We start from the raw sequence: 23,081 nt of genomic DNA on the forward strand, positions 1-23,081 counted from the left end.
GCCAAAAAAGAAATCCTGAGAAAGCAATAAAACATATTTACATACTGTTTCTGCTTATCCATTCCTCATAGGAAAGAACTCCCAGTTCCGGTTTGCCTTCACCTTCCAGAATAGAAATAAATTCGAGCTGATTACCATCCGGATCATTGAAATAGATTGCAAGAGCAGGCATCCATGCAAATACCATAGGCTCAACGCTTCCGTTCTTAAGAAAATTGTAAGGCTTGAGGTCTTTATTTTCCAAAAAGCCTACGGCATAGTTTAAAATATCCTCTTTACTGCTGGAAAAAGCAAAATGCCTCGGCTGAAGATTCTCTTTCTGTTCCCACAAACCTAACATAAATTCCTTCCCGTCACCTACCCATAAAAATGCAATGGGTCTGGTTTCATCCCTGTGAGCTAGTTTTAGTCCCAATACTTCCGTATAGAATTGTATAGCATTTTCCAAATTACTCACCTGTACATGGGTTTCATATAATCCTTTAATCATAGTTTTTCATTTTAACAGAAACAAAGCTAGAAAACACAGACTGGAAAAAGAGAAAATTATGATTTCTTTATATAAAATGAATGATAGACGGTTTTTATGATTGGAAGATATTGCGGTGAAACATCACTGCTCGCACAGATATCGATAAGAGAGGTTTTAGCCGGCCAAAATAAAAGCCAAAACTCCGCTTGCTTTAACCAAAACTTAATTTAGCCCGATAATTCGTCATATATAATCTGCGTAATCTGCAGAATCAGCGAGAGATAGTAAATAAAAATTATAAAAAATATATTACGCAAAAACACTGCGCAATACCGTTTTTACTTTGCATCAGAAATCAGAGAGAAGGTAGTCAGCTTTCTAAACGGTTAACAAAAAAACAGGAACTCATGAAATTTAATTTTTTGAAAAAAGAAAATAAAGTCATTCTGAACCACGAAGGTGCAAAAGCTTACGCAATGACACCTGCAGAAGAGCTGTACAGTGCTGTTGTTACAACAGGATTGTCAGACATAACCTATGAAAAGGGAAATGAAAGATTAAAAAGAATCCAGACTCTGATCAGAAAAAACGATCCTGAATTTGTAGCCAGACTGGCGGTATATGCAAGAAAGGAGATGCATCTGCGCTCCGTGCCATTGGTACTGGTAACAGAACTTGCCAGGCAGACGTCAGGAACGGATCTGGTGAGCAGAACCGTGGACGGTGTCATCCGGAGAGCAGATGAAATTACAGAACTGCTGGCCTGTTATCAGCTTTCCAACGAAAGAACGGAAGTGAAAAAGCTCAACAAACTTTCAAAACAGATTCAGAAAGGACTGGCAAAATCATTTAATAAATTTGATGAATACCAGTTTGCCAAATACAACAGGAAAGCGGAAGTAACCCTTAAGGACGCACTGTTTCTTGTTCACCCGAAAGCGAAAGATGAAAATCAGCAGACTATTTTCAACAGGATTGTTGATGACAGTCTGGAAACTCCTTATACCTGGGAAGTGGAACTTTCCGTCTTGGGTCAGAAAAAATTTGATGATCATACAGATAAAAAGCTGGCGTTCAAAGACAAATGGGAAGAACTGATCCTAAGTAATAAACTGGGGTATATGGCAGCTTTGAGGAACCTGAGAAATATTCTGGAGGCAGAAGTATCACCAGAAGCTATGAGTAAAGTATGTCATGATATATCAGATCAGGAAGCGGTAGCCCAATCAAAACAGCTGCCTTTCAGATTTCTTGCGGCGTACAGAGAACTGAAATCTATTGATTCGCCTTATGTTTCTTCTCTTTTGGAAGCGCTGGAAAAAGCAGTGGAGCTGAGTGCAAACAATATCAAAGGCTTTGGATTTGATACTTCAGTGGTCATTGCATCCGATGTTTCAGGCTCTATGCAGAAATCCGTTTCTCGTAAGAGTAAAGTATTGCTGTATGATATCGGTTTGATGATGTCTATGATGCTGCAGTCACAATGTCAGAATGTGGTGACCGGTATATTCGGTAACCGTTGGCTGCGTGTTCCCATGCCGAAAAACGGTATTCTGAGAAATGTAGACGAATTCTACAAGCGTGAAGGTGAAGTAGGATATGCTACAAATGGTTATCTGGTGATTCAGGATCTGATCAAAAGAAAGGAAAAAACGGATAAAGTGATGTTGTTTACCGATGCTCAGATGTGGAGTACTACCGGAACTCAGAATTCTCTGGAAGACTCGTGGAGAAAGTATAAGGCATTGGCTCCGGAAGCGAAACTCTATATTTTCGATCTGGCAGGCTATGGAAAACAGCCATTGGATATCAGGGAAAAAGATGTATACCTTATTTCAGGTTGGTCAGACAAAATTTTCGATGTTTTGAACGCTTTGGAAGACCGGAAATCAGCAGTGGAAATGATACAGAAAGTTGTGCTGTAGCAGGCACTGCTTTAAAAAATAAATAGAAAACCTAACAGAATAACCAATGGATAACAGATTTCAGGAATTGTCTTCTCTTGACTTTAAAAAGGCAGATATTGGCTTATGGGAAACAGAGCTGATAAAAGAATATGCTAAGCTTAAATTCAATGGTGGTTTTGCACTGGCAACCATAGAGTGCTGTGATTCAGAAAACTTCAGGGAGTATTTACAATCCATGTATCCGGTTCCTCATGATGGGAATATGGATTTATCTGTGAGAGCGGCGTCAGATGATATCAGAGATTTCATGTATTATCTGTTACACAGTCAGAGTTTAGCTGGATTAGAGATTTATCTTGGAAACGGTGAGGAATTTTTATCGGTTGATCCGCCTTATGATGCATTGGAAGAATTCAGAAAGCTGGTCTTTACTGAACTTTCAGGAAATGAATTGAAAAAGGATTTGTTTCAGACTGTGATAAAGGGCAGTATTTATGATGATTGGAAAGTTTCAGAGGAACAGACCTCAAAAATGATCAGTGATTTCACCTGCCGGATATTTACTGAAGGCAGTCATATCAGAACCTTTTATTTTCAACAATGGGGAAATTTTATGATTGGACTCTTTGTAGGCTATATTTTCATAGATATTAGCCGGGGGCTGATTACCTTTTTCGCAGTGGATGATTATGATTGAATAAACAATGCTGTAATATCATTAATATCTTGAGGAGCTTATTCCCGCTTTCCACTGTATCTTTTTCGCCGGCGCTTTTTGATAAAGCCATTGCAGAAAAAGGATGCCGTTGCAATCGGGGCTAAAAAAATTAAACCGGAACATTATGATAAAACTTATAAATGTAATTGAAATCAGCCCGTTACTGTACGCCAAAGATGATTATGAATTGCCGGAAACTTCCGATGATCCTGATCCCGAAGAATGGTTTTCCAGATGGGAAGAAGCAGCCTCTCAACTCAATTTTAATTTTAAAATTATTGAAAAAGGATCCTATTTAGCAGATATTGAAACCATTGATGATGAAAATCTGCAAATGATCTTAGAAGAAAGATTGAAGGATTTTGAAAAAAATTCCGAAAAAGAGGATCTTGTATTGGCTTTTGACGGAGGAGTTGCTTTGGAAAAAAACAGTACAATATATATTAAGCCGAGCTGTTGCAGCGATATGTCTGATCTGAAAAACTGGCAGGATATATTCACCAATCCGTCTGAAGAATGGACAATGATGTGGATTGGGCATCCATGGGTTCTGTATAGAAAAGAAAATGGAAAAATAAGCTTTTCAGAGTATACGGAATCCGGTGAAATCGATCCCGGAAATATTAAAACTCTTGTGGAGGTAGAAGAATCAGAGCTCAAAGCTGAATTTGAAAAGGTACTGCAGCGACAGGCCGATTTCAAAAACAGAATTTCAGCCCTGTTGAAAAAGACCAGTATTAAAAATAAGGAAAGAATTGCAGAATTACTGACCGGTACGGATTAATAGATGTTCAGGTATCTGTTCCCAATCTTTTATAAAAAAATAAACTCATTAAATAAAAAAATATATGCAACATAAATTACCTTTTCATTTTGATATGGAAACCGCCGATCCCGACGATTCCATGACCCTTGCCGTATTGGCAACACACCCGAAAGTTCACCTGGTGAGTGTTTCCGTACATCCTGGGGGAACCGACCAGATTGGTGTCGTACGTCGTATTTTACAAATCCTCGACAGGGAAGACGTCCGCATCGGAGCCGGAACTCCCAAATCCGTAGCAAACCGTGTTTCTGATTTTCACCGGAAGTGGGTGGGGAAATTCGAACACTCGGAAGCAGATGATACAGCAGCCAATATCATGGCAGAAACATTACGTCAATTTCCTGAATGTACTTTATTAAGCGGAGCAGCGCTTACAAATCCGCATGCTTTATTCGAAACAGGAACTTTCTTTTCCCGCTGGTTTTGCCAGGGAGGTTTTGCCGGAGACAATATCGTTCCGAAAGAATATCGTCTGGAAAAATTCGACGGAAAACTCACATGCCCAACCTTTAACCTGAATGGTAATCCACTTGCTGCTGAAGCACTGTTTTCCATTCCAATGAAAGAAAGACGCATGATCAGTAAAAATGTGTGTCACGGTGCAGTCTTCACAAAAGCAGATGCAGAATTGCTCGTTCCGTTTCGAAATCACAACAAAGGGCTTAGGCTGTTTCTGGATGCGGTGGAGCTGAAAGAAAAAGCACTCCATGATACCGTAGCCGCTTTACTGGCCATAGACCCTTCAAAAGCACTTTGGGCAGAAGTGATCCCGTATAGAAAAAGAGGGGAATGGGGCTGTCTGGAAGCAGAAAAATATCCGGAAAGGCCTGCATCATTCATCACCACTTACATTCCTGATCTCACAGATCTTTGGATGGTAATCAAACCTTAAACTAAGTGATAGTAATTTTAAAAATGAACAGAATGCAATAAAAATAATGGGAGATTTATTTTCAAGAATCGATGAAGACCTGAAAGAAGGCAGAAAGAAAAAAGCCTGTGACAGATTAAGAAATATGATCAATCAGTTTCCGGATGATCTTTCATTGAGGAAAAAACTGGGGCAGATTTATTATGAGGCAGGTTTTCTTGATGAGGCCGGAAAATTCTGGATTCTATCAGAGCCTGAAAATGATGAAATGAAAAATGCTGTCGGGATATACAGGAAATCTTTAAGCAATTCAGGAAATGCCATTCTGAAAGATATCGTGTTCAGAGGAAATAAAGACCATCTGAACAAATATGCAATGAAAATTTTTGCAGACCTTGAAGCAGACAGCCTTAAAAGAACAAACCATATACCGGATTTTAAACCTAAGACCAGAGAAAAAGGGAATTACTCTGAGTCTGCTGCTAAAAACAGTTTTCCGGAGACAGTGCTTTTCTGTCTGTTAATCGGACTGGTGATCTTGCTTCCTGTTTTAGGAATCTTCAAGCTTTTAGAACTGATTTATTTATTATTTTCTGATTAAAAAATAAACTGCGTAAAAAGAATGCGCAGAAGGCAGATACATTTGTACACGAAATACTAATAACCATGAAGAATTATAAACCGGATCTTAAAGAAGCAGTGTATTGAGGTTAATACTCAATACTCATGAAAAAAATTAAGACATTAAAACAAATTTTCGGGATTAATGAATATGGATTGATTGATTTTCCCGCAAAAATTTCCGGAACACAAATCTCAAGACTGATGTACGGAAATGAAATGGGATGTTCACACTGTTTTCCACACGGCTTTGAAGTGATCAATGCAAAAGAGCTGAAGTTTCAGAGAAACTGGAAAAAATACAGAAGAACCCGATGGAAAAATAAAAAGTAAGTGCCGTAAAACAGAATTACTTCGTTGGGGAACAGAGGTACAGGTTCAAGTCCTGTTCAGCAAAAGCCGATAGTGTAAAGACAGCACGCTGTTAATATGGGTCTGTTTGACTGATCGCCTTACTTTTTTAAAATATAATCAAGTGTGGTTCAGTAATCATACTCCGTATACTTCATCAGGTTGCAGGTTCAAATCCTGTCATTCTTGTTGTAAACGGGATGTAGCTCGAGACAGGGTAGAGCAGATGAAAGGAAGGATTCTGCAATTTTTATCTTGATTATGTAAAGAGTGCCGTAGAAAAGACTTACTTCGGTTTATCTGGTTCAATTCCAGAAACAGATCTGAAAATGATCTGCATTAGAGTCTTTTTAAACTTTTGCCTCTTTTTTATTTAAGAAAAACAAAAACAAGTGCCGTAGAATAGTGTTACTTCGGTGTCACGGGTTCGAAGCCCGTCTCTTCCACAACAGAAAAAACACAATCACGATAGGAAGAGTAGCTCAGATGGTTAGAGCACGGCTCACTTTTCTTCCCATGCCTTGTTTTATGATAAAATTACTTAAGGTTAAAAGGAATTTTACGCCTTTTGTAATCAGAATATTTTAAAAAAAATTATATAAAAGCCGCAAGCGGGGAGAAGGAAATAATCTTTGTATCATAATTTTCTACCATTCCTTTATTCCCGTTTTCGGCTTTTATAACCAGAAAAGTGTCGTTAGGAAAAACTTCACCGTACCTGATGGGGAGGAATAACGAAGCCGGCCGTTCCGGCAAGGTTATCCGGTTCGATTCCGGCAATACGCAGCCCCGGTTTTTTCTTATCATTACCTTACAGCAAAGCCGATCTATTGATCGGCTTTGTTCATTGTATTGTTAAGTTCATCTTCAAACATCTGTTTCCATTTTGAAAGAGTCGTTCTGCTTATTTTGTATTTTCTGGACATATAGCTGGTGGAATGCCCGTGCTTTTTCTGATACTGGAGAAGCTTAAGCATAGTCTTTTTATCATAAGTCTTCAGCTTCTGGTTTTCTCTGGAATGTTTGAAAAGCTTATCATTGAATTTAAGCACATCTTCTGTCGTATGAAGTTTTTCAAGAAGTTCTTTGATCTTGGGATCCTTCAGTTTCTCCGGGTGCTCCAGTCTCAGCATATCCTGATAAATCTTTTTATAATTGGGACGCATGTTGTTTGGGTTTATCCGTTAATAGTATCACTCTTCTGAAGCCATCTGTGCAGGGTGCTTTTAGGAATAGAATATTCTTTAATGACATCGCTCTGTGTCATTTCTCCGGAAAGAATTCTTTTCATAATAAAATCTTTGATTTCCTGGGTGTAGATGTTTTTCCTGAAATAAGGTACTTTATCAGACTTCTGCTGGTTTTTATGAGTGGCTGAAGGTGGGGCGTATAAAATCAGGTGAGAGCTGTACAGCCTGAAAAAGTCATATTCCAGTAATTTGCTCCATCTCAGAAGAAGATCCGTATCTATAGATTTACTGGCATACATTCTTTCTACAGATTCTTCATCGCTGCCCAGAAATTTGCAGATCCTCTCCATAGCTATTTCATTTTCATCAACCCTTTCCTTAATAAACTGTCCAATATGGATTTCTTTATATAACATTTTTACTGAATATTGTCTTTAATTAAAACTTATGCATCAGAAAACGAAAATAGGTGATAAATATTATCATGTATGGCAGAATATAATTCACTTAAATTTGAAATTGAAAAAAAGCAAAACCCAATATTCTGAAATTCTGAAAATAACCTGTAGGATGGAAATCTTCAGAAATCAGTCCGGGATTGACGTGATCCGTTAAAAGGAATATTAATTGTCACTTTAATGTATCCTTGGAAATATATTCCTTATCGTCAATGGGCTTATCACTCTTCTTTTTTCAAACTTCTTTTCCTGCCATTTGTGTGAATAATATATAACCTATTAAAGTTCCTTCATGCAATTCTATTTTTTGAAGCTGTTTTTTTTTGATAAACAGCTGCTTACATGTCGAATGTTTTTGTTAGTACCAAATAATTGCTTATCTGCATTCAAATGTAAACAAAAATTAAAAGCAAAAACAGAAAGAAATACAAAAAAGTCTGGTTATCATCTAATTTTAATTAAAATTAACATATTATGTAAACAGAAGTGTGAATTATTTAAAGATGTTTTTATGGATCTTAAAAAACAGAAAAAGAAAAAATTGTATACCATCCGGTAAGTATATACCTTTGTTCCTCAATGAAAAATACCATAAGCTTATTCGACTTTTCGAAGAAAATACATTATAAAAACGAGCTGCTGGCAGGTTTTACCGTAGCCATGACCATGATTCCCGAGTCTCTTTCATTTGCGATCCTGGCCGGGCTTTCTCCGCTTACCGGGCTTTACGCAGCTTTTATGATGGGACTGGTGACGGCAGTTTTGGGCGGACGTCCGGGAATGGTTTCCGGTGGGGCAGGAGCCACTATTGTTGTACTGATCGCACTTATAAAATCTCATGGAGTAGAATACCTTTTTGCTACCGTTGCCCTGGCAGGAATTCTTCAGATGACGGTAGGGCTTTTTAAGCTGGGAAAATTTGTCAGACTGATTCCACAGCCGGTTATGTACGGATTTCTGAATGGTCTCGCCGTTATTATCTTCATGGCACAGATCGAACAGTTTAAAATCACAGACAGTAACGGAACTGTGAGCTGGCTGCAGGGAAGTGCTTTATATGTGATGGCCGGCTTAACGGCCCTTACGATTGCCGTGGTCTATTTCTTTCCGAAAATAACAAAAGCCATTCCTGCTTCTTTAGCGGCTATCATGGTCATATTTGCTGTTGTCCTGGGATTCAATATTCCGACTAAAACAGTGGCAGATATTGCCCATATCAGCGGCAATCTTCCGGTTTTTCATATTCCGCAGATTCCGTTTACCCTTGAAACCCTGCAGATTATTTTCCCTTATGCCCTGATTATGGCAGGAGTAGGCCTCATAGAATCCCTTCTGACATTATCAATGGTGGATGAGATCACTAATACCAAAGGAAGCGCCAATAAAGAATCGGTAGCACAGGGAATAGCGAATATTACCAACGGTTTTTTCGGTGGAATGGGAGGCTGTGCCATGGTGGCGCAGACGCTGGTCAACCTTAACGCCGGTTCCAGAGCCAGATTATCAGGGATTATTGCCTCCCTCATGATTCTGATCATCATTCTGTTTGGTGCTCCTGTTATTGAAAAAATCCCGATGGCAGCATTGGTAGGAGTGATGATGATGGTTGCCATCAGTACTTTTCAGTGGGTTTCTATCAGGATTGTCAACAAAATGCCAAGGTCCGATATATTTGTAGGAATTACAGTCGCTCTGATCACGATTCTTCTCCATAACCTTGCCCTGGCAGTATTGGTAGGAGTGATCATCTCTGCTCTGGTCTTTGCCTGGGACAACGCCAAAAGGATCCGTGCCAGAAAGCATATTGATGAAAAAGGAATAAAGCATTATGAGATCTATGGCCCGCTGTTTTTTGGTTCCGCCACGTCTTTTGCAGAAAAATTTGATCCGCTGAACGACCCTGATGAAGTTGTCATTGATTTTAAAGAGAGCCGGATTGTAGATATGAGTGCCATTGATGCGCTGGATAAACTTTCCAGACGTTATAAACAGCAAAATAAAACATTACGTTTACGTCACCTTAGCGAAGATTGCCGGAAAATATTGAAAAATGCAGAAGCAGTAGTCGAAATAGACATTCAGGAAGATCCGACGTATAAAGTGATGCCGGAAAAATAAGAAAGAAGTCAATCGGTGAATTTTGCTTCGCCGGTGAATTGTGAATTATTTACAGAATAGAAAAATTGACAAGCATTGTGCTGACGATTGACCATTCACAAACAAGACAAGGACCGTAATTTCAATTACAGTCCTTGCTTGTTTAAGTGATTAATGTATTGGCAATGAAATCGGGCACTAATGTATAGTGTGACAATTTCATGCTGATGGAAGCTCTTCCGCTTGTAAGCGTTCTCAGATCAGAAATATATCCGAACGTAGAGGCCAACGGAATTTCTGCGGTAAAGATCTTTCTTCCTGATTTCTCATCAATGGACGTAATGATTCCTCTTCTCCGGTTGATATCCGCTGTGATGGCTCCCGTGTATTCTTCAATACTCTGAATTTCAACCTGCATAACGGGTTCCATAAGCTTTGGACTGCATTTTCCGGCAGCAGCTCTGAATCCTTCCCTCGCGGCAATTTCAAAATCAAAAGCTGCAGAGTCCTGAGCATGGAAAGAACCGTCCAGAAGAGTGATTTTCATGCCTTCCAAAGGATACCCTTTCAACGGTCCGTGTTCCATAGCTTCCCGGAATCCTTTTTCAACGGAAGGGATGAATTCCGTCGGAATTACTCCTCCTTTGATCATATTGATGAATTGCAGCCCATATTCATTATCATCTCTTGGTCCGATTTCAAAACTGATATCGGCAAACTGTCCGCTTCCGCCGTTTTGTTTTGAAAGTTTTTCCCTGTGAGTCTTTGTTTCCGTTAAGATTTCACGATAAGATACTTTAGGCTTGCCCTGATTGATCTCGATCCCATGATTCAGACGGATTTTTTCCAGAGTAACCTCAAGGTGTAATTCTCCCAGTCCGCTTAATAAAGTTTCCCCGGTTTGCCTGTCCCTTTCAACAACCAGAGAAGGATCTTCTTCCTGAATTTTTGCCAGAACCAGACCGAAAGACTTCTCATCACCGTTGGTTTTAGGCTCTATCGAAACCCTGATCACAGGAGCTGGAATCGTAATAGACTCAAGCAACACAGGTTTTTCAACAGAGGATAAAGAGTCTCCTGTTTTGGCATCTTTTATTCCCGTCAGCGCTACAATATCACCGGCTCCTCCTTCTTCCATAGATAAAGTTTTGTCAGACTGCATTTGTAAAATCCTGGAAATCCTGAAGCTTTCTCCGGTTCTTACATTCAGTACGGTATCACCGGACCTGATCTTGCCCGAATAAATACGGAGCATGGCCAGTCTTCCCATATGCTTATCGATAACAACCTTAAAAACTAGTCCCGAAAAAACTTCCGAGGCATTCCTTTCAAGCTCTATCGTTTCTTCTGTATGAGGATCTTTGCCTTTAACGTCTGCAAGCTGATCCGGAGACGGAAGATAAGTGACAACAGCATCAAGAAGAGGCTGAATTCCTTTGTTCTTAAATGCAGAGCCACACAGGACAGGAACTGCTGCGCCGGATTGACATACTCTTTGTACGGCTTCCGTGATTATTTCAGCAGTGATACCGTGTTCAGTATCCATAAAGATCTCAAAGAAATCCTCATCGTATTCAGCCAGCGTTTCCATCAGCTTCATTCTGTATTCACCGGATTCAGCCTGGAAGTCGGCCGGAATTTCCTTTTCGATGACGGTTTCCCCGTTTTCATCTGCCCAGTACAGCGCTTTCTGACGGACCAGATCAATGACTCCTTCAAAATTGTCTTCAGCACCGATGGGGATCTGAAGGGCAAGAGGAACAGCATGAAGTTTCGTTTCGATCTCTTGAAGAACAGCAAAAAAGTCCGCTCCTATTCTGTCCATTTTATTGATGAAACAGATCTTTGAGGTTCCGTGTTTCTCAGCCTGGAACCACACATTTTCCGTTTGTGGCTGAACTCCCGAAGAAGCACAGAAAACAGCAACAACACTGTCGAGAACCCGTAATGAACGCTCTACTTCTACAGCAAAATCAATGTGACCGGGCGTGTCGATAATGTTGATATTATAGACTGTGTTCCCTTTTTTCCATTGTGTGGACACAGCAGCTGATGAAATGGTGATGCCCCGGTTTCTTTCCTGAATGTCTTTATCCATTGTGGTATTGCCATCATCTACGTTTCCGATTTTATGAATGAGTCCTGTGTAATACAGCAGCCTTTCCGATAATGTTGTTTTTCCTGCGTCTACATGAGCTATGATTCCTATATTTCTTGTGTTATATTTCATTTTGTTTGATTTAAATTGTTGATTTTGAATATGCTGCTGCCAAATAATCCTGAGAAAAATAAACACAACGAAGACTCCGGCCTGATGGATATTCAGGTCAGTGAAAATGTAAATGTATTTCTTGCGTTGATAGTATATTTTTCAGAACAGATCTGACAAACAACAGAAGTTCTTTGAATAGTTAAAGTCTGAAAAGTAGGGCAGCAAAAAAGACCTGTCTGAATAGACAGGTCTTTGATTATATTTTAGTAATAAAGATCTATGGAACTATTCAGATAAATATTTAGTGCTGCCAAAGAACACAGCTCTGACAGGGTTACTTAAAGTTATAATATTTATCATTTTTGTTGACATTGTTGATTGTTAACCGGTTGCGAAATTATATTATTTTTTTTAATCCACAATAATTTTTTTTAAAATATTTTTTGTGATCGGAGATGAAGAGGTTTTAAATCCATCTGTATTTTGCCTCCAAATACGCAGGAATTCATAAAAATATCTTAAAACAGAGAAGTATATAACGCAATTATGATAAAAATTTTATCTTTGGGAAGATATAGATATTTAAACACTTGTTGATGATTCATAAATAGTAAATCTTTTTCAAGAAGCTAAATAAAACTTTTAACTTAAAACATATTGAAAACAGATATTGACATTCACAACCACTGTCATTTTTCCTTTGACCTGTGGCTCACCCTAATCAAATCTCATCCTGAATTTAAAACAAAAAGAGTTGAGCTGTTCTCCTCATTTTTTAAGGTAGACAAACCTGTCAGTGATGTTGCGAAAACCGTAAAATATTATGATGATCTTTGCAATACCATCAATGAGGTAACAGGGGGTAATATAGATGCTTTTGAGATCTATCTGATGATATTGGGTGCGCTGGATGTGGATGTTAAGCTTTTAAACAGGGAGATGCTGAATGAGTTTTATGTGAAAAGTGAAGAGCTGTTCCTGGAATATAGACCTGTTGTCATTTTTGAAAATATTCATGATTTTTTTGAAGAAATCAAAAATCAGGGAAAAACTATTAATATTCTCAGCAACACCGGATTTATAAAAGGAACGACGATGAGAAAATTTCTGATTCATGAAAATCTGGATCAGTATATTGATTTCCATATCTATTCTGATGAAATCAACTGTTCCAAACCGAACCCGCTTATTTTCCAGGAAGTGAAAAACAACATCAATGACCAGGATCTGCCGTTACATCAGGTATTGCACATCGGAGACAATCCGGTGGCAGATTACCAGGGAGCCAAAGCCTTCGGTTTCAGTGCCCATTTACTTAAACACTAAATACACATGAATAAAAGATACAGCTTACACCACATTCATTCAGCGGATGAGTTTACATTCTCACCTGCAGAATACAGCTATTTCAAATATGGCGATAAGTCGTATGCTGAAAAATTTGCAAAGGAATTATTTGACGGATTTATCTCGGAAAATGAAAAAATCCTGGACACAGGTAAAGAGATCGTAGTGCTTCCAAGCCCTTATATGGCGATTCCTACGGCTTCCAATTTCCTGTGTTTTTATTTTAAAAAGCACCTGGATTTCTATTTGTTTCAGAAAGGGAAAAAATCCAGTATTTTATCTAAGATCAACAGAAACCATACCTACATCACAGATTATGGAAACCTCAATTTTGAAGACCGTAAAAATCTGATTGCGAATGATACTTATTACATCGATAAGGATTTTTTAAGGGGAAAACTTTGTATTTTTATAGATGATATAAAAATAACGGGAAGCCATGAGTATACCGTCAATAGAATTCTGGATGAGTACAGCGTGGAAGCAGACTTCATCTTCCTGTATTACGCAGAACTGATGAACTTTGATCTTGATCCCAAAATTGAGAACTTTTTCAATTATTACGCAGTGAAAAACGTAAAACACATTGCAGAAGTGATGAATAAAGAAAGTTTTCAGTTCAATACAAGGATCGTCAAATATATTTTAGGCTTAGATTCAAGTAATTTTGATTATCTTACGTCTACTATAAAAAGAGAACAGATGGACCTGCTTTTGGAGCTTGCCATCAGTAACAATTATCATTTAATAAAAGAATATAAAAACAACATCAATACTTTAACACAAACGGAATTATATTATGGCTATTAACTTACAAAAAGGACAGAGAGAAAACATCAACGCACCTAAATTCACTGTAGGTTTAGGATGGGATATCAATAATACTTCTACAGGAACAGCTTTCGACCTTGATGCTTCATTATTTTTGCTTGGGGACGACAAAAAATTGGTTTCAGATAATCACTTTATTTTCTATAACAACCTTGAGTCTCCGGATAAATCTGTTATCCACACAGGAGATAATCTTACAGGGGAGGGCGCAGGTGATGATGAGCAGATTAAGATTGATCTTACAAAAATTGATGACGCAATTAAAGAAATTACAGTAGTAGTAACGATTCACGAGGCGGATTCAAGAAAGCAGAATTTTGGACAGGTAAGAAATTCTTTCATCAGAATTTTCAATACAGATACGAATGAGGAGATCTTAAAATATGAACTGGATGAAGATTTCTCAATCGAGACCGCAGTAGAATTCGGAAGAATCTACAACAGAAACGGAGAATGGAAATTTGAGGCTGTGGGAGCAGGACAGAGAGACGGCCTTGAGAAATTTGTATCACTTTATCAGAAGTAATTATGGACAATCAGGAAAATCAACCAATAGATCCGATGGGATCAATAGAACCTCTTAAGACATTTGAACCTACACCAATGGTTCCGCCGGCACCGGCCCAGCCTGTTCAGAATGCTGCACCGGCAGTTCTTGTAGACAGAGAAGGAAATGTAAATCTGACGCAGCTGCAGTCTGAAGAACGTCAGAAATATGAAGTGCTTGCCAATTCAATTGATGAGGCTAATCCGGGCTCTATCGTCAATTTCGGGGCAGAGCTTCAGAAAACGTTAACCAACCAGAGTGACAGCTTCTTAGGAAATGTAAGAAGATCCAATTCCGGAGAAGTTGGAGGTCTTATCAATGACCTTTTGGTAGAGCTGAATTATGTAGACGTAGATGAGCTTAACGGGAATAAAGTGAAAAGCTTCCTGAGTAAATTGCCATTCATGAAGAAGGTCATCACTCAGGTAGAAAACTTATTTGCAAAATATGACAAGATCATCAACAATATTGAACAGATCTCTTACAAAGTAAATGCAGGAATCATTACTTCCACTAAAGATAATGCTGTTTTGCAGACGATCTTTGAAAGTAATGTGAATTCCATCAAGCAGATCGAAGACCTTGTGATCGCAGGAAATATCAGAATGGAAAGAGCGGCTGTTGAGTTAGCTCAAATGGAAGCAAATCCACAGAATTTCCAGGATTATCAGATTGCGGATAAAAGAGACTTCATTGCAAGGTTAGACCGAAGAATGGCTGACCTTAAAGTGGTACGTGTGATCATGATGCAGTCGCTTCCACAGATCAGACTGGTACAGAATAACAACGTTTCCATTGCTGAAAAGGCGCAGACGATTCTTACGACGACACTTCCTGTATGGAAAAACCAGCTTTCACTTGCTGTAGCTATGTACAGACAGCAGCAGAATATTGAGATCCAGCAGAAAGTTTCTTCTACTACAGAAGAGATCCTGAGAAAGAATGCGGAACGTCTTGGGCAGAATTCCATCAATGTTGCGAGAGCCAATGAGCAGACGATCGTATCTGTGGAGACGTTGAGAGAAACAACCTCAATGCTGATCAATACATTGAATGAAGTGAAGCAGATCCAGAAACAGGGTGCAGACAACAGAAGAAAGTTGGATCAGGATCTTCAGACACTGGAGCACGAGTTAAAAGCAAATGTCAGAGGCTAATTTATAGGTATCAAGGTGGGGGATGATGCAGCAACCATATTGTCGCAAAGCAGAAGAAGATTAACAAGGCTTAAGCTTCTTGCGAATTTTTTTGAACATATTGACATAATATCCATTTACATCAAAACAGATATTATCCACAATCTGTTCCAGGAAAATACGGCTTTAGATTATAATAAACTGGAACTTTTTCACCTGCAGTATACCGACAGCCTCATAGAACTTCTGACGAAAATCAAAAGACAGAAGGAGAATGATATGCTGGCTGTCATCAATGAAATTGACATTAACAATAAATATATTTCAGGTTTTGAAGAAAGGCGTGTAGACAGTTTTCAGACTGACCGGAAGATGTACAGCGGTATATTTTCCCAACACCTGAAAACCCTTTATAAAGATCTTACCGAAGATATCTTTACGGCCAATTGGGATAATGTACTGTATTTTCATAAGAAATATGCCCAGGAATTTTACAGGACAGAAGCAGACGAATCTTTGCTGACGACAGGCGCTTTTCCTGCGTACCAGTACAGAGATTATTCCATCGAAAGAAAACTTTTGGGCAGGTTGAATATTCAGGGATTTAAAGTCCGTTTTGTTTGCGGGTATCTTATCGGAACCCATGAATACGAGCTTTTCAAAATATTTCAGTCTGATGATTATTTCATTTTCAGTGTAGATGAAAAGAAACTGTATCTTTTTGACAAAGAGATAGATCAATTGGATGTCTCTGAAAATCAATCGAATCAGGGAACCATTATCGATCAGCTGAAAAGGAAAAATGAACAGCTGGAAAACAGTATGAACGAAAGAAAACGTACCTTACCTCCGGAAGTGGAAGGGGTGTTGAAAGACTATATCAGAAACCTGGAAAATATAGATATTATGAGCAAAATATTCGATTTTGACGAAGAAACGAATATTCTGCGGGCAATGCTTAATTTGAATTTAAACAACAACTAAGACGAAATTTGAGCTAAAGAAAATCAACGGTTTTCTTTGCTACAGTAAATAACAACTAAACATAAAAAAATGGCTATCAACTTACAGAAAGGTCAGAGAATCAACCTTAAAAAAGAAAACGGAGCTGAGCTTTCCCAGGCTTGTGTAGGAATCAACTGGGGGGCTATTGAAAAAAAAGGATTATTCGGAACTAAAAAAGAAGCAGTAGACTTAGACGGAAGCTGTATTTTATATGATTCAAATAAAAATGTGACTGAAGTGATCTACTTCGGAAACCTGAGATCCAGAAACGGATCTGTGAAGCACAGTGGTGATGACCTTACCGGTGACGTAAACGGTGATGATGGATTGGATAATGAAGTGATCACGGTAGATTTCAGCCAGTTGGATCCAAACGTAGAACATGTTGCTATGGTACTGAACAGCTACAGAGGTCAGGATTTCGGAACGATTCCTTTTGCTTCTATCCGTATTTATGAAGGGACACCTACCAATGTAAGAGAAGTTTTTGCAAAATATGATATTGCGAATGATGCTTCTTTCAGAGGGCATGTTGCGATGGTAATGGGGGTTTTCTATAAGAGAAACGGTGAATGGAAATTCAATGCAATCGGTGATCCTACAGCAGACAGAAAGCTGGAGCAGACCATTCAGACTGTACAGATGAATTATTTATAATCAGCTATCAATCAGAAATGTAAATAAAATAGCAATAGTTGTACCCTGTACATCTATTGCTTTTATCATATAATAACATAACTCAAGTGGAACATCAAAGTATTTTAGAGCTGCACCCTGGTTTGGTGTGGGGATTTGCGGTAACGGTAGTTATCATGCTGCTCCTGGACTTAGGGGTATTTAACAAAAAAAGTCACGAAGTTTCTTCCAAAGAAGCGACCATCTGGTCTATCGTATGGATCTCGCTGTCTATGGTATTCTCAGGAGTGGTTTATTGGGTATTCAATACCGATGGATCGCCTGAAAGCCATGCACTGGCAGTAGAGAAATTTACCCAGTATCAGGCAGCCTATTGGATTGAAAAGGCCCTTTCTGTGGATAACCTGTTCGTATTTATCCTGGTTTTCGGATTTTTCAAAGTACCGAAATATCTTCACCATAAAGTGCTTTTCTGGGGAATCATCGGTGCCCTGATCTTCAGAGCAATATTTATCTTTGCAGGAGTAGGGCTTATCAACCTGACCTATCTTCCTGAAATGAATATTTTCGGAGAAGCTGTAAAAATCAACGTTGTGATGACGCTGTTCGGATTATTCCTTGTCTATGCAGGAATCAAATCATGGGGTGACGGTGACGATGACGACGACGAAGACTACAGCAATACGGCCGGAGCAAGGCTGATCAAGAGTTTCTGGAAAGTATCGGATAACTATGACGGAGATAAATTCTTCACCATCCAGAACGGGATCAAAATGGCAACACCGCTTTTGGTAGTGGTAGGAGTTATTGAGTTTACAGACGTACTTTTCGCAGTAGACTCTATCCCGGCGATCTTTGCGATCTCAAATGATCCTTTCATCCTTTATACCTCCAATATCTTTGCGATTTTAGGATTAAGATCATTATATTTCTTATTGGCCAACTTTATCCATATGTTCAGCAAACTTCCGTACGGACTGGCAATCATCCTTTCCTTCATCGGAGTTAAAATGCTTATTGCACCATGGATTCATATTCCTTCTCCTGTCTCATTAGGAATTGTAGGAGGAGTATTGGTAATATCTGTTCTTTTATCAATTATTTTCCCTGATAAAGAGGAAGAGAAAAAAGAAGAACTGGAAGAAAAATAATTTTTCAAAAAAAATAGATGAAAAGCCTTTGGAGTACAACTCTGAAGGCTTTTTGTTTTAGCTGAAAATGCATTATTTGAAGCTATATTATTAGCAGCATTAAATTTTATCGGAGATAAAATCCTTGCGCCTTAATAAGAGGCATTTATTAAAAAATTGCGTTTTTGCGCTTTCCAAGAATACAAAAAACAAATATAGACAGACTTGTCTGTATGTGTTTTTTTTTCATATATTTGTTTCATAAAAGAAGGCAATATGAAATCTCCAAGAGAAAGAATAGTAGACACTACCTTTCAATTGTTCACAAAACAAGGGTATAATTCTACCGGAATCAATCAGATCATTTCCGAGGCAGAAGTGGCCAAAGCAAGTTTCTATCAGTATTTTAAATCCAAAGAAGACCTGTGTGTAGAATTTCTGAACGTGAGACATGACTATTGGTTCGGTGAACTCAATCTTTTTTTAGCAAAAGAAAAGGATCCAAAATCTAAAACCATCAAAGTATTTGATTTTCTGGCATATATGAATGCAAAGGAAAACTTCCGGGGATGCAGCTTCCTGAATATTTTATCAGAGATTCCAATGGACAATATCAAAATCCTCAGTGTTATTCAATCCCATAAAGCAGATCTCAGAAACTTCTTTTTAGAATTACTGGATAATGATGAGCTTTCGGATCATATCTATATGCTTTTTGAAAGCAGCATTATAGAAAGCCAGCTTTTCAGATCCAATGAACTGATTGAAAAATCAAAAAAAATAGTCACCAATTTAATATCATAATAATGGAGCAAAAACATCCGCTGCCGCCTTTCACCCTGGAAACGGCAAAACAAAAAATTCAACTGGCAGAAGATGCCTGGAACAGTCAGGATCCCGAAAAAGTTTCCAAAGCTTATACTACAGACAGTGAGTGGAGAAACAGGGACACATTCATCAGTGGAAGAGAAGAAATTGTGCTGTTTCTTCAGAAGAAATGGGAGAAAGAACTCAATTATAAACTGAAGAAAGAATATTGGGCTCACACAGACAACCGGATTGCTGTGCGTTTTGAATATGAATACCAGACAAAAGAAGGAAATTGGTTCAGAGCCTATGGAAATGAAAACTGGGAATTTGATGAAAACGGATTGATGGCAAAAAGATATGCCAGTATCAATGATCTGGCCATCAATGAAGAAGACCGTAAATTCAGATAGAAAAAGGACTGTTGTGAGGACAGTCTTTTTGATATGTTGTGAAAAATCCTTTGATTTTTACCCTATCTGAACTTTTCTTCGGTATCATTTTAAACCTGCTTAAGCGGACTCAAGTGTTAAAATTATAACTTTTGTGACTAAAAATCATTAATGTACAAGCTGAAACAGATCGGTCAAGATTTGAATTATTCTGTGTTTTCTCATGTGGTTACAGCCTATAATTCGGTTTTCTTGCCGTGGAGAAGCTTATTGATCTTTCTTCTGGTCTGTACAGAAACTTTATAGGCTTCATCACGCAGTTTCTGTATTTTTCCGACAGGCTGGAAAATAGATTTGCTTTCAAACGGATTGAAGGAAAGAAGCTCACTATTGCAATCACGGGGATCCAATAAGGATTCTCTGTCGATTTTTATTTCACCGATTTTAATGAAAGGGGAGTTTTTCCATTCCACATTCAGTTTGTTGATGGGCTGGTTTTCCAGGTCATAGCAGAGCTGAATAAGGACATCAGCGGAGAAATCATGGGTCTGGAAATAATCTTTCAACGCATTTTGAATATTCTGCTTCTTACCTGTGTTTTTATCTACAGACCTGGGTTTTAGTTTGATTTTCATCATATGATCTCCCAGACGGTAAGCCCCGACAGAATGGTAATCGAAAGAGAGAATAAAATCATTTCTTTTACTGATCAGTTTTAAGGTATTCCTGATAAAAGAACCTGTGAGAACGGATGGAATGACTTTGATCATCTGGCCGGCCAATGAAAATAAGCTGCTCCATTTCTTTATGTAAAACCGGTTGATCGCCGTAAACAGTTTTAAAAAAGTAGAAACAGAATTTACCGGAAACAAAGGAAAATTAACCAATGGGTAATTGGCCAGCAACCCTCCGTTTTCATCTTTGATTTGTACTGCAAAACCATAAGCCGGAATGTCCTTTTTTGAATTCTGGATTTTCAGCTGCGCATTGGAAAACCTTATGATCAGGTCAAACTTTTCTTTATCAAAGAAAGGCTGCAAAGGTTCGGGAATATTCGGATCAACACAGAATATTCCTTTTGCTACCGCATAGGTTTTTGCATGGGCGTTCCTGGTAGCATAATTAACGTCACTTATAGTTGGGGATTGTTCTACGAAATCAGCAATCGTTTTTTTATTGATTTCCAGAAGCTCTTTTTCCTCTTCATTAAGCTCGTCAAACTTCTTATTATATGGTAGTGGATTTGGCATTTAGTTTTTAAATTCAATTATAACGCCAAGTTTCGGAATCTGCGTTAAGCAAATATTACAATTATTTGAATTTTAGTGAAAAAGAGTTGATAAAACGTAAAGAGAACAGGTGTTATCTCTAAATTTTTAATGTAAATAATTGATATTTAGTTTTTTATTTTTAAAATATAAAGATGTAAATGGAGAATCAGACATTTAACTGAATCTTAAACCTTAAACTCAAAAAGCATTATCTTTGTAAAAAATTATAATATGGGAGTAGCAGATATGTTATTTAAACGTAAAAAAGAATTAGCAGAAAAGAACCTGAAAGACGGTAAAGAATATATGGAAGAGTATGGTAAAAGAGAAAGCGTTGTGCAGTTACCAAGCGGCTTGCAGTATGAAATCATTACAGAAGGTGACGGAGCAAAACCAGGTCCTAAGTCTACTGTAAAATGCCACTACCACGGAACTACTATTTCCGGTAAAGTTTTCGACAGCTCTGTAAAAAGAGGTACACCGGCATCTTTCCCTTTAAACAGAGTTATTTCCGGATGGACGGAAGCACTTCAGTTAATGCCGGTTGGCAGCAAATGGAGACTGATTATTCCTCCGCACTTAGCCTATGGAGATCAGGAAATCAGCAAAGAAATCGGGCCTAACAGTACCCTTGTTTTCGAAGTTGAATTACTGGATATTAAGTAATCTGAACTTAAAAATAAATTAAAAATTGACCTGAATTCAGGTCAATTTTTTTATTTGTTTTATATTCGTACTAATGAATTATATAAAAGCTGAAGGGATGACTTCTGATCAATGATTCACGACTGCACAAAATAGATTTGAATGAAAAAGCTTTTCTCCCTTTTTATCGTTTTCGGTTTGCTTATTTCCTGTGTTTCCAAAAAAAATCAGGCGATCCGGCAGAACATCCTTACCCTTAAAGACAGTTACTGTAAAGCACCGTTCAAGTACAATTATACCAATAAACTTCCATCTTACAATTCTGATTCTATTCTCGAAGCCAATAAAGATCTGAAAGAAATTTTTTCAGACCAGAGCATACTGATCCTGAATGCGCTGGATAATCTGGATGAAGTTCATGATATTATGGAACTTAAAAAAGATTCTTCTTTAGCCTCCCAGGTCAGGGTTTTGCAGCTTAAAACGAAAATAAACAGCAAAATCACGATTGCCCTTACCGAGCTGGATGCTGTAGCGGCAGAATTTGATTGTGAAGGGGAAAGAGTAGCCCAGATAGGAAATTATGTGGACAACCTCAACGCCTCAAGAAATAATAAGATGATTCTATATTCCATCGTTGCAGGAGCCGCAGCTTCTATAGCAGGTGGAATTGTAAAAGATGAAGGATGGAGCAATGCCATTGATATCAGTGGAGGAGTTCTGGGAGCAGGTTTTGGTTTGGCAACCCTTAATCCGAAAGGAAAAAAAGTAGAATTTATCCATCAGCGAAACCTTCTGAGAGATGTATGGCGGGGAAAATTAGAATCTCCCAACTTTCCGCCATTCATCTGGTATATGTATACTGAGAAGAAATTTTCCAACAGGGAAGAGCGGTCTATTATTGGGAATATGAAAGAAAGATGGCTGCATTATCAGTTTGATGACAATAAATCAGCCGCAGATCAGTCGGTTATTTTCAGTGACGGCGGATTTTACAGGTCAGATGACCTTCATAACCGGGCTGCAATGCTCAATCAGATGCAGTCTGCAACCCGAACCATCAATCAGAACATTAATTATCTGCTCCTGGATCTGGATAAACTGATCCTTTAAGAAAAATTTAACTGTAATAAAATTTGTTACATTTAAAAAAATGTTTACCTTTGTCCTGTAATTAAAATGAATAATACAAGATTTGCTACGGCAGTACATATCATGACTTTATTGGCAAAAAGTCCTCAGGAGTGGCTCACTTCTGACTGGATAGCCGGTAGTATCAACATAAACCCGGTTATTGTCCGAAAGGAAATCAGCGTATTGAGAGAAGCAGGACTGATCACCAGCAGACAGGGAAAAGACGGAGGCAGCCAGCTGGGTAAAACTGCAGAGATGATAACTATTTCTGAAATCTATAAAGCTGTAAAGAATACGGAAGTTTTAGGAAAGAAAAATCAAAACCCTAATCCGGCCTGTAGCGTCGGTAAAGAAATTAATGTTCATTTAAATACATTATTTGAAGAAACAGATCAGTTGGTTGTTAACTTTTTAGGAGATAAGTCATTGCAGGAATTCGCAGATCAGTTCGAATAAAATTTTTTAACCATAAATGTA

The 23,081-nt window shown here is 38.2% G+C and carries 24 protein-coding genes; 19 read left to right on the forward strand and 5 right to left on the reverse strand.

Features of this window, described 5'->3' with window-relative positions; all coding sequences use genetic code 11:
- Window positions 1–37: 37 nt before the first annotated feature.
- Window positions 38–490 carry a VOC family protein gene (locus BBI00_RS19765; RefSeq protein ID WP_065400565.1) on the reverse strand — a complete coding sequence of 151 codons (453 nt, stop codon included), beginning with the start codon at window positions 488–490 and terminating at the stop codon, window positions 38–40.
- Window positions 491–879: 389 nt separating this feature from the next.
- On the opposite strand from BBI00_RS19765, the gene BBI00_RS19770 reads away from it, so the two are divergent.
- The 6 genes from BBI00_RS19770 (at window position 880) to BBI00_RS19795 (ending at window position 5,748) form a co-directional block, all read left to right on the forward strand.
- Complete coding sequence (locus tag BBI00_RS19770; protein ID WP_065400566.1) at window positions 880–2,397, forward strand: TROVE domain-containing protein; 1,518 nt, start codon at window positions 880–882, stop codon at window positions 2,395–2,397.
- A gap of 46 nt (window positions 2,398–2,443) precedes the next feature.
- Window positions 2,444–3,076, forward strand: a complete 633-nt coding sequence (locus BBI00_RS19775) for a hypothetical protein (protein ID WP_065400567.1) — start codon at window positions 2,444–2,446, stop codon at window positions 3,074–3,076.
- Window positions 3,077–3,221: 145 nt separating this feature from the next.
- Window positions 3,222–3,881, forward strand: coding sequence for a hypothetical protein (locus BBI00_RS19780; protein ID WP_083988596.1), 660 nt, complete (start codon window positions 3,222–3,224; stop codon window positions 3,879–3,881).
- A gap of 64 nt (window positions 3,882–3,945) precedes the next feature.
- Window positions 3,946–4,815, forward strand: coding sequence for a nucleoside hydrolase (locus BBI00_RS19785; protein ID WP_065400568.1), 870 nt, complete (start codon window positions 3,946–3,948; stop codon window positions 4,813–4,815).
- Between the two features lie 46 nt (window positions 4,816–4,861).
- A complete protein-coding gene (locus tag BBI00_RS19790) occupies window positions 4,862–5,395 on the forward strand; it encodes a DUF6584 family protein (protein ID WP_065400569.1) in 534 nt (177 codons plus the stop codon).
- Between the two features lie 125 nt (window positions 5,396–5,520).
- Window positions 5,521–5,748: a phosphate ABC transporter substrate-binding protein gene (locus BBI00_RS19795; RefSeq protein ID WP_065400570.1), complete on the forward strand. Its 228-nt coding sequence runs from the start codon at window positions 5,521–5,523 to the stop codon at window positions 5,746–5,748.
- An 845-nt stretch (window positions 5,749–6,593) separates the two neighbouring features.
- Here BBI00_RS19795 and BBI00_RS19805 read toward each other — a convergent pair.
- The gene (locus BBI00_RS19805; protein ID WP_065400572.1) at window positions 6,594–6,932 is read right to left on the reverse strand and encodes a hypothetical protein; all 339 of its coding nucleotides are present in this window, start codon (window positions 6,930–6,932) and stop codon (window positions 6,594–6,596) included.
- Between the two features lie 11 nt (window positions 6,933–6,943).
- Window positions 6,944–7,372: a transposase gene (locus BBI00_RS19810; RefSeq protein WP_065400573.1), complete on the reverse strand. Its 429-nt coding sequence runs from the start codon at window positions 7,370–7,372 to the stop codon at window positions 6,944–6,946.
- 621 nt (window positions 7,373–7,993) lie between these two features.
- Between BBI00_RS19810 and BBI00_RS19820 the strand changes: the two genes are divergently transcribed.
- Complete coding sequence (locus tag BBI00_RS19820; protein ID WP_065400575.1) at window positions 7,994–9,532, forward strand: SulP family inorganic anion transporter; 1,539 nt, start codon at window positions 7,994–7,996, stop codon at window positions 9,530–9,532.
- A gap of 142 nt (window positions 9,533–9,674) precedes the next feature.
- Here the strand turns inward: BBI00_RS19820 and fusA are convergent, their stop codons facing one another.
- Window positions 9,675–11,741 carry an elongation factor G gene (gene fusA / locus BBI00_RS19825; RefSeq protein WP_065400576.1) on the reverse strand — a complete coding sequence of 689 codons (2,067 nt, stop codon included), beginning with the start codon at window positions 11,739–11,741 and terminating at the stop codon, window positions 9,675–9,677.
- A gap of 639 nt (window positions 11,742–12,380) precedes the next feature.
- Between fusA and BBI00_RS19830 the strand changes: the two genes are divergently transcribed.
- The 9 genes from BBI00_RS19830 to BBI00_RS19870 all read left to right on the forward strand — a co-directional run bounded on the left by BBI00_RS19830 (window position 12,381) and on the right by BBI00_RS19870 (window position 19,575).
- A complete protein-coding gene (locus BBI00_RS19830; protein WP_065400577.1) occupies window positions 12,381–13,049 on the forward strand; it encodes an HAD family hydrolase in 669 nt (222 codons plus the stop codon).
- Window positions 13,050–13,055: 6 nt separating this feature from the next.
- The gene (locus BBI00_RS19835; RefSeq protein ID WP_065400578.1) at window positions 13,056–13,880 is read left to right on the forward strand and encodes a phosphoribosyltransferase family protein; all 825 of its coding nucleotides are present in this window, start codon (window positions 13,056–13,058) and stop codon (window positions 13,878–13,880) included.
- Window positions 13,870–14,427 carry a TerD family protein gene (locus BBI00_RS19840; protein ID WP_065400579.1) on the forward strand — a complete coding sequence of 186 codons (558 nt, stop codon included), beginning with the start codon at window positions 13,870–13,872 and terminating at the stop codon, window positions 14,425–14,427. Before BBI00_RS19835 ends, BBI00_RS19840 begins: the two co-directional genes overlap by 11 nt.
- Before the next feature lie 2 nt (window positions 14,428–14,429).
- Window positions 14,430–15,605 carry a toxic anion resistance protein gene (locus tag BBI00_RS19845; RefSeq protein ID WP_174715396.1) on the forward strand — a complete coding sequence of 392 codons (1,176 nt, stop codon included), beginning with the start codon at window positions 14,430–14,432 and terminating at the stop codon, window positions 15,603–15,605.
- Window positions 15,606–15,620: 15 nt separating this feature from the next.
- Window positions 15,621–16,568 carry a hypothetical protein gene (locus BBI00_RS19850; RefSeq protein ID WP_083988597.1) on the forward strand — a complete coding sequence of 316 codons (948 nt, stop codon included), beginning with the start codon at window positions 15,621–15,623 and terminating at the stop codon, window positions 16,566–16,568.
- A gap of 69 nt (window positions 16,569–16,637) precedes the next feature.
- Window positions 16,638–17,246 carry a TerD family protein gene (locus tag BBI00_RS19855; RefSeq protein ID WP_065400580.1) on the forward strand — a complete coding sequence of 203 codons (609 nt, stop codon included), beginning with the start codon at window positions 16,638–16,640 and terminating at the stop codon, window positions 17,244–17,246.
- A gap of 86 nt (window positions 17,247–17,332) precedes the next feature.
- Window positions 17,333–18,376 (forward strand): TerC/Alx family metal homeostasis membrane protein, encoded by a 1,044-nt coding sequence (locus tag BBI00_RS19860; protein WP_065400581.1) that lies wholly within the window; start codon window positions 17,333–17,335, stop codon window positions 18,374–18,376.
- 255 nt (window positions 18,377–18,631) lie between these two features.
- Window positions 18,632–19,159 (forward strand): TetR/AcrR family transcriptional regulator, encoded by a 528-nt coding sequence (locus BBI00_RS19865; protein ID WP_065400582.1) that lies wholly within the window; start codon window positions 18,632–18,634, stop codon window positions 19,157–19,159.
- Between the two features lie 2 nt (window positions 19,160–19,161).
- Window positions 19,162–19,575: a nuclear transport factor 2 family protein gene (locus tag BBI00_RS19870; protein WP_185116327.1), complete on the forward strand. Its 414-nt coding sequence runs from the start codon at window positions 19,162–19,164 to the stop codon at window positions 19,573–19,575.
- A 215-nt stretch (window positions 19,576–19,790) separates the two neighbouring features.
- Here BBI00_RS19870 and BBI00_RS19875 read toward each other — a convergent pair whose 3' ends face one another.
- Window positions 19,791–20,804 (reverse strand): catalase family protein, encoded by a 1,014-nt coding sequence (locus tag BBI00_RS19875; RefSeq protein ID WP_065400584.1) that lies wholly within the window; start codon window positions 20,802–20,804, stop codon window positions 19,791–19,793.
- A gap of 252 nt (window positions 20,805–21,056) precedes the next feature.
- Between BBI00_RS19875 and BBI00_RS19880 the strand changes: the two genes are divergently transcribed.
- From BBI00_RS19880 to BBI00_RS19890, 3 genes are all read left to right on the forward strand, one after another.
- The gene (locus BBI00_RS19880; protein ID WP_051934256.1) at window positions 21,057–21,491 is read left to right on the forward strand and encodes an FKBP-type peptidyl-prolyl cis-trans isomerase; all 435 of its coding nucleotides are present in this window, start codon (window positions 21,057–21,059) and stop codon (window positions 21,489–21,491) included.
- A 141-nt stretch (window positions 21,492–21,632) separates the two neighbouring features.
- Window positions 21,633–22,583 carry a hypothetical protein gene (locus BBI00_RS19885; RefSeq protein ID WP_065400585.1) on the forward strand — a complete coding sequence of 317 codons (951 nt, stop codon included), beginning with the start codon at window positions 21,633–21,635 and terminating at the stop codon, window positions 22,581–22,583.
- Between the two features lie 66 nt (window positions 22,584–22,649).
- On the forward strand, window positions 22,650–23,060 hold the full coding sequence (locus tag BBI00_RS19890; RefSeq protein ID WP_065400586.1) for an Rrf2 family transcriptional regulator: 411 nt from the start codon (window positions 22,650–22,652) through the stop codon (window positions 23,058–23,060).
- Window positions 23,061–23,081: the final 21 nt, after the last annotated feature.

It is taken from the genome of Chryseobacterium arthrosphaerae, assembly GCF_001684965.1.
GTDB lineage: Bacteria > Bacteroidota > Bacteroidia > Flavobacteriales > Weeksellaceae > Chryseobacterium > Chryseobacterium arthrosphaerae.

Bases quoted from the DNA above. Each gene is read 5' to 3' on its own strand.
- BBI00_RS19770 (WP_065400566.1), top strand. From the start codon at position 880: ATGAAATTTAATTTTTTGAAAAAAGAAAATAAAGTCATTCTGAACCAC.
- BBI00_RS19840 (WP_065400579.1), top strand. From the start codon at position 13,870: ATGGCTATTAACTTACAAAAAGGACAGAGAGAAAACATCAACGCACCT.
- BBI00_RS19780 (WP_083988596.1), top strand. From the start codon at position 3,222: ATGATAAAACTTATAAATGTAATTGAAATCAGCCCGTTACTGTACGCC.
- BBI00_RS19865 (WP_065400582.1), top strand. From the start codon at position 18,632: ATGAAATCTCCAAGAGAAAGAATAGTAGACACTACCTTTCAATTGTTC.
- BBI00_RS19835 (WP_065400578.1), top strand. From the start codon at position 13,056: ATGAATAAAAGATACAGCTTACACCACATTCATTCAGCGGATGAGTTT.
- BBI00_RS19775 (WP_065400567.1), top strand. From the start codon at position 2,444: ATGGATAACAGATTTCAGGAATTGTCTTCTCTTGACTTTAAAAAGGCA.
- BBI00_RS19805 (WP_065400572.1), bottom strand. From the start codon at position 6,932: ATGCGTCCCAATTATAAAAAGATTTATCAGGATATGCTGAGACTGGAG.
- BBI00_RS19810 (WP_065400573.1), bottom strand. From the start codon at position 7,372: ATGTTATATAAAGAAATCCATATTGGACAGTTTATTAAGGAAAGGGTT.
- BBI00_RS19820 (WP_065400575.1), top strand. From the start codon at position 7,994: ATGAAAAATACCATAAGCTTATTCGACTTTTCGAAGAAAATACATTAT.
- BBI00_RS19890 (WP_065400586.1), top strand. From the start codon at position 22,650: ATGAATAATACAAGATTTGCTACGGCAGTACATATCATGACTTTATTG.
- BBI00_RS19845 (WP_174715396.1), top strand. From the start codon at position 14,430: ATGGACAATCAGGAAAATCAACCAATAGATCCGATGGGATCAATAGAA.
- fusA (WP_065400576.1), bottom strand. From the start codon at position 11,741: ATGAAATATAACACAAGAAATATAGGAATCATAGCTCATGTAGACGCA.
- BBI00_RS19790 (WP_065400569.1), top strand. From the start codon at position 4,862: ATGGGAGATTTATTTTCAAGAATCGATGAAGACCTGAAAGAAGGCAGA.
- BBI00_RS19785 (WP_065400568.1), top strand. From the start codon at position 3,946: ATGCAACATAAATTACCTTTTCATTTTGATATGGAAACCGCCGATCCC.
- BBI00_RS19880 (WP_051934256.1), top strand. From the start codon at position 21,057: ATGGGAGTAGCAGATATGTTATTTAAACGTAAAAAAGAATTAGCAGAA.
- BBI00_RS19795 (WP_065400570.1), top strand. From the start codon at position 5,521: ATGAAAAAAATTAAGACATTAAAACAAATTTTCGGGATTAATGAATAT.
- BBI00_RS19885 (WP_065400585.1), top strand. From the start codon at position 21,633: ATGAAAAAGCTTTTCTCCCTTTTTATCGTTTTCGGTTTGCTTATTTCC.
- BBI00_RS19870 (WP_185116327.1), top strand. From the start codon at position 19,162: ATGGAGCAAAAACATCCGCTGCCGCCTTTCACCCTGGAAACGGCAAAA.
- BBI00_RS19765 (WP_065400565.1), bottom strand. From the start codon at position 490: ATGATTAAAGGATTATATGAAACCCATGTACAGGTGAGTAATTTGGAA.
- BBI00_RS19875 (WP_065400584.1), bottom strand. From the start codon at position 20,804: ATGCCAAATCCACTACCATATAATAAGAAGTTTGACGAGCTTAATGAA.
- BBI00_RS19855 (WP_065400580.1), top strand. From the start codon at position 16,638: ATGGCTATCAACTTACAGAAAGGTCAGAGAATCAACCTTAAAAAAGAA.